Below are 6024 nucleotides of genomic sequence, written 5' to 3' on the forward strand. Positions count from 1 at the left end.
TCACCTTCACCAACAAGGCCGCGGGCGAGATGAAGGAGCGCGTGGAGCAGCTGGTGGGCCCGCGCGCGAACGCGATGTGGGTGATGACCTTCCACAGCGCCTGCGTGCGCATCCTGCGCCGCGAGTCCAAGAAGCTCGGCTTCACCTCGTCGTTCTCGATCTACGACGCCGCCGATTCCAAGCGTCTGATGGCCCTGGTCTGCCGTGATCTCGACCTGGACCCCAAGCGCTTCCCGCCGAAGTCCTTCAGCGCAAAGATCAGCAACCTCAAGAACGAGCTGATCGACGAGGAGGACTTCGCCGCTCAGGCCTCCGACGGCTTCGAGAAGACCCTCGCCCAGGCCTACGCCCTCTACCAGTCGCGGCTGCGCGAGGCGAACGCCCTCGACTTCGACGACCTGATCATGACGACGGTCAACCTGCTGCGCGCCTTCCCGGACGTGGCCGAGCACTACCGCCGCCGTTTCCGCCACGTCCTGGTCGACGAGTACCAGGACACCAACCACGCCCAGTACGCCCTGGTCCGCGAGCTGGTCGGCACCGGCGAGCACGACGAGGACGTACCGCCGAGCGAGGGCGACCTCCCGCCCGCCGAGCTGTGCGTGGTGGGTGACGCCGACCAGTCGATCTACGCCTTCCGCGGCGCGACCATCCGCAACATCCTCCAGTTCGAGGAGGACTACCCGGACGCGACGACGATCCTGCTGGAGCAGAACTACCGCTCCACCCAGACGATCCTCTCCGCCGCCAACGCGGTCATCGAGCGCAACGAGTCCCGCCGCCCCAAGAACCTGTGGACCAACGCCGGCCAGGGCGCCCGGATCACCGGCTATGTCGCCGACACCGAGCACGACGAGGCCCAGTTCGTCGCCGACGAGATAGACCGCCTCACGGACGCGGGCGAGGCGAAGGCCGGCGACGTCGCCGTCTTCTACCGGACGAACGCCCAGTCCCGTGTCTTCGAAGAGGTCTTCATCCGCGTCGGCCTGCCCTACAAGGTCGTCGGCGGCGTCCGCTTCTACGAGCGCAAGGAGGTCCGGGACGTCCTGGCCTACCTGCGGGTCCTGTCCAACCCCGAGGACTCGGTCCCGCTGCGCCGCATCCTGAACGTGCCCAAGCGCGGCATCGGCGACCGCGCGGAGGCGATGGTCGACGCGCTCGCCCAGCGCGAGAAGATCAGCTTCCCGCAGGCGCTCAAGCGTGTCGACGAGGCGTACGGCATGGCCGCGCGGTCCACCAACGCGGTCAAGCGGTTCAACGCGCTGATGGAGGAGCTGCGCACGATCGTCGAGTCCGGTGCCGGACCGGCGACGATCCTGGAGGCGGTGCTGGAACGCACCGGGTACCTCGCCGAGTTGCAGGCCTCGACCGACCCGCAGGACGAGACCCGCATCGAGAACCTCCAGGAACTCGCCGCCGTCGCCCTGGAGTTCGAACAGGAGCGCGGCGAGGGCGAGACGGGAACGCTGTCGGACTTCCTGGAGCAGGTCGCGCTGGTCGCCGATTCCGACCAGATCCCCGACGAGGAGGACGGCGACGGCGTCATCACGCTGATGACCCTGCACACCGCCAAGGGCCTGGAGTTCCCGGTCGTCTTCCTCACCGGCATGGAGGACGGCGTCTTCCCGCACATGCGCGCCCTCGGCCAGACCAAGGAACTGGAGGAGGAGCGCCGCCTCGCCTACGTCGGCATCACGCGCGCGCGGGAACGGCTGTATCTGACCCGGTCCTCGATGCGCAGCGCCTGGGGCCAGCCGCAGTACAACCCGCCGTCCCGCTTCCTGGAGGAGATCCCGCCGACGTACGTGGACTGGAAGCGCACGGGGGCCGTCGCCGCTCCGGCGGGCCCGGTCTCGGGTGTGGCGGCCTCGCTGTCGTCGTCCCGTTCGCGCTCCTCGGCGTCCGGGGCCTCCGGGTTCGCCACCCGCCGCACCGCGGAGAAGCCCGTGGCGTCCCTGGCCGTCGGCGACCGGGTCACGCACGACCAGTTCGGGCTCGGCACCGTGGTCGCGGTGAAGGGCACGGGCGCCAACGCCGAGGCGACGATCGACTTCGGCGACACCAAGCCGAAGCGGCTGCTGCTGCGGTACGCGCCGGTGGAGAAGCTGTAGCCGGTGCCACGGGAAAGCCCCCGCCGGACGGGCGGGGGCTCACTCGGAAGGACCGGGGCTACGTCGGGTCCAGGCCGTGGCTGCGCAGCCACGCGAGCGGGTCGATGGCCGAGCCGCCGCCCGGACGGACCTCGAAGTGCAGGTGCGGGCCGGTCGAGTTGCCGGAGTTGCCGGAGTACGCGATCGCGTCGCCGGCCTTGACGGTCGTGCCGGAGGCGACGGTGTAGCTGGAGAGGTGGCAGTACCAGGTCTCCGTGCCGTCCATGGCGGTCACGATCATCATGTTGCCGTAGGCGCTGTTCCACTCCGTGCGGACGGTGCCGTCGGTCGCGGCCATCACGGTCGAGCCGTACGAGACCGGGAAGTCGATGCCGGTGTGCTGCGACATCCAGTTGATGCCCGCCTGGCCGTAGTAGGCGCTGAGGCCGTGCTGGACGACCGGGAGGGCGAACTTCGGGCGGAGTCGCTCCTTGCGGGCGGCCTCCTCGGCGGCCCGCTTGCGCTCGGCCTCCTGCTGCGCCTTGAGGTCGATGCGCTCCTGGGTGCGGCTGACCCGGTCACCGAAGTCGTCCGCCTCGGCGGACAGGCTCTCCAGCTGGGTGTCCAGCTTGTTGTTGGCGGTGGACGGTGCCACCGGCTGGGCGTCGGCCGCGGTCGTCGAGGACTCCTGCGGATCCTCGGAGAAGGTCCCGACGGAGGCGGCGGCAATGCCCGCCACGCCCATCACGCACGCCGAGGGCACCGCGACGGTCAGCAGCGCGGAGCGCTTGGCGGGCGTACGACGGCGGGAGCGGGACCCGCGGGACGCCGCGCGCGGGGACGGGACGGAGCCGGTCTCCTCCTGGCCGTCCAGGAGGTCGGTGACGGTGGGGAGTTCACCGGTGGCGCTCAGGCCGTCCTCCGCCGGGACGGTCTGCCCGGGCTCCTTGATGGAGGTGCCGCCCTCGTGCGCCGACTCGTCGTAGCCGGGGGAGTCGTCGTAGGACGGGGATCCCTCGTAGGACTGGGCGTCCTGGTAGGCCGGGGTGTCGTCATAGGCCGTGTGGTCGTCGTAGGCGACCTGCTCGAAGGCCGCCTGCTGCTCGGCGTCGGCGCCGGCGGTGTTCCACTGGGTCGCGTCGTACGCCCCGGTGTCGAAGGCCTGGGTGCCCCATTCCCACTGCTGGGTCTGGTCGGCCTGGCCGCCGGTCTGCTCCGGCTGGAGCCAGGTGCTCGCGTCCCACTGGCCGCTGGTGTCGGGGGCCGCCGGCTGGTGCGGCATACCACCGGGTTGCTGGTGGTCGGCCGACCAGGTGGTGGTGTCGTAGGCGCCGGTGTCGTAGGCGGCGGTGTGCTGGGCCGCGTACGGGTCCTGGTTCAGGGTGTGGTGACTGCCGGTGGACCACTGGCCGCTGTCGTAGGCCCCGGTGTCGTGGCCGCTGTTCAGGTCGCCGAAGAGAGGGTCGGCCTGGAACGTCGTGGTGGCCCCGGTGGGATGGCCGCCGACGTGAAAACCACTGGCTGGGTACTCGCCATATGTGGTGAAGTCGCCGTAGGGGGCTTCCTGGGTGCCGTACGACGCATAGTGCGCCGAGGCGGCGTCGGAAGCCGGAGCCGGGGTGGTCGTGCTCCCCGACGGGTGACGGTCGTTCACCAACTTCTCTTTCGCCTCGACAACAGGGGCTGCCAGAGCAGTGCGGCGACTGTACCCGGCGGTACGCGGGCACGACAATCTTCAGCAGGTTTCGTGCGCGGGGGAAACGGGCATTCGGCCGTGTTTCGGGGGACGGCGGGCACGACTTTGGCTTTGTGTTCGAAGAATGTTCGATGTCGGGCGGCTGTGCGACGTCACTGAATCGGCCGTACCGCGAGGCGCGGGGAGGCGGTCGGGTGCCACTTCACTCACGCCGCTTCCCTCAGGCCGCTTCCCTCGGGCCACTTCACTTAGGCCACGGTCACGTCCTCGATGCGCGGGGCGGTGCCGGCGCCGCCCTGACTCCGGTCCTGACCCGCCAGCTCGAGGGCCTGTCGTATCCCCGACGCGACGGCCGGATGCACGGGCAGGGCGAGATGCCCGATGCCGGTCACCCGTACGTTCCGCACGGACAGGTCCGGATGGTCGACGCGGGCGGTCTCCGGCGGGTCCATCACATGGTCGAGGTCGCTCCAGAAGCTGACGAAGTGGGTGCGGCAGCCGGGCGCGGGCGCCGCCAGTTCCTCGATCACCTCCGAGCCGGGGCGCATCTGCCGCACGATCGGGTGGGCGCCGGCCAGCCGCGCGACCCGGGTGCCGGAGTGCGGGGTGCCGAGCGTGACCAGGGTGCGCACGCGCCGGTCGCCGCCGAGCCGCTGGACGTAGTAGCGCGCGATCAGGCCGCCGAGGCTGTGGCCGACGACGTCGACCCGTTCGCTGCCCGTGCGCTCGCAGATCTCCTCGATGTGCCGGCCCAGCAGTGCGGCCGCGGTCCGGATGTCGCAGGTCAGCGGTGAGTAGTTGAGCGATTCGACCCGCTGCCCGCCGTGCCGGGCAAGGGTGCGCCGCAGCAGGACGAAGACCGAGCGGTTGTCTATGAAGCCGTGCAGCAGCACGACCGGCGGGCGGGCCGCTGCCGGGAGCCGCGACGCCGACCGCGGATCGGGAGCCGGCGTGGCGGGGCGTCGCCGTTCCTGGGTGATGCCGGACGGATAGAGCAGGAGGTGACCCGCGAGGATCGCGACCTCCAGGGCGGTCGCCTTCAGGAGGGTCAGCGAGAGCCCGGTCAGGCCGCCCGGGAGGAGACGCCGGCCGAGCGGGGGGAGGGGCAGCGCGGAGAGGGGCGGCAGCGCCCTGATGAGCGGTAAGGCCTTCATGGCCGACCTCCTGTCGGCACGTGGAAGGACGGCTCCGTCCCCCGTGTGCTGGTGAGGGAGGCCGCGGCGGAGGGGGTCGACGGCGGGGCGAGCGCGGGCGGCCCCGCCCGGCGTGCGTGCTCCTCGTCCGTAGGCCGACGTGCCGCACCGCCGGGCCGCGCGGCACGCGGCGCCAGGGTGCGGTGCCCTCGTGGCGGCTTCCGTCGCGCAGGGTTCCGGTCCGGCCCGCGGGCCGTCGGCTGCTGCGGCGGGTGGGCCGCGACGGCTCCGAACGGTGCGCTGCGAATGTGTCCCACGTGTGATTTCCCCCTCGGTCTCCACCGCGAAACTGCCGGTTGCGGGATGCTGGCGATAACGTTCGTTCACTTCCCCGGTCGGTGCGGGACGGGGGTGTCCGTGCCGTGGTGGCGCCCCCGGACCGTGGGCGGCGGTCCGCGCGGTACGCGTACAACGAATATGTGAGACGCGCCACATGTACGGCATGTGTGATGTGTGCGGTACTTGTCGGTACGGATGGATGTAGTCGCTTCATGGAGGCAGTGATGGGTGTGGCAGCCGGTCCGATCCGCGTGGTGGTCGCCAAGCCGGGGCTCGACGGCCACGATCGGGGAGCCAAGGTGATCGCGCGAGCACTGCGCGACGCCGGTATGGAGGTCATCTACACCGGGCTCCACCAGACCCCCGAGCAGATCGTCGACACCGCGATCCAGGAGGACGCCGACGCGATCGGCCTGTCCATCCTCTCCGGCGCGCACAACACGCTGTTCGCGGCCGTGATCGAGCTGCTCGAGGAGCGCGACGCGGCGGACATCCTGGTCTTCGGCGGCGGGATCATCCCCGAGGCCGACATCCCGCCGCTGAAGGAGAAGGGCGTCGCCGAGATCTTCACGCCCGGCGCGACGACCGCGTCGATCGTGGACTGGGTGCGGGCGAACGTGCGGCAGCCGGCCGGGGCGTAGGGCTCCGGCCTGCCGGTCCGCGGCGATCGGCCCGGTGGCCCCCACCCCGGTGGGGAGAGTGCGGCCACCGTGACAGCCGCGGCCGAGTGCTTCGTGGGCCCGGTGGGCTAGGCCGTGTCCGCAAA

General features: G+C 71.0%; 4 protein-coding genes. 2 read left to right on the forward strand and 2 right to left on the reverse strand.

The annotated features are described in order from the left end of the window. Positions 1–2111: DNA helicase PcrA (gene pcrA / locus CCN42_RS24660; RefSeq protein WP_086738901.1), on the forward strand; the 2111-nt coding region annotated here is incomplete at its 5' end. Positions 2112–2169: 58 nt separating this feature from the next. Here pcrA and CCN42_RS24665 read toward each other — a convergent pair. Both CCN42_RS24665 and CCN42_RS24670 read right to left on the reverse strand, forming a co-directional pair. Further along, the gene (locus CCN42_RS24665; protein ID WP_086738903.1) at positions 2170–3744 is read right to left on the reverse strand and encodes a M23 family metallopeptidase; all 1575 of its coding nucleotides are present in this window, start codon (positions 3742–3744) and stop codon (positions 2170–2172) included. Between the two features lie 290 nt (positions 3745–4034). Next, a complete protein-coding gene (locus CCN42_RS24670; RefSeq protein WP_086738905.1) occupies positions 4035–4940 on the reverse strand; it encodes an esterase/lipase family protein in 906 nt (301 codons plus the stop codon). Between the two features lie 542 nt (positions 4941–5482). Between CCN42_RS24670 and icmB the strand changes: the two genes are divergently transcribed. Continuing rightward, positions 5483–5899, forward strand: a complete 417-nt coding sequence (gene icmB, locus CCN42_RS24675) for a coenzyme B12-dependent isobutyryl CoA mutase small subunit (protein WP_086171536.1) — start codon at positions 5483–5485, stop codon at positions 5897–5899. The last annotated feature ends 125 nt before the right edge of the window (positions 5900–6024 follow it).

This window comes from Streptomyces glaucescens (assembly GCF_002154375.1).
Lineage (GTDB): Bacteria > Actinomycetota > Actinomycetes > Streptomycetales > Streptomycetaceae > Streptomyces > Streptomyces glaucescens.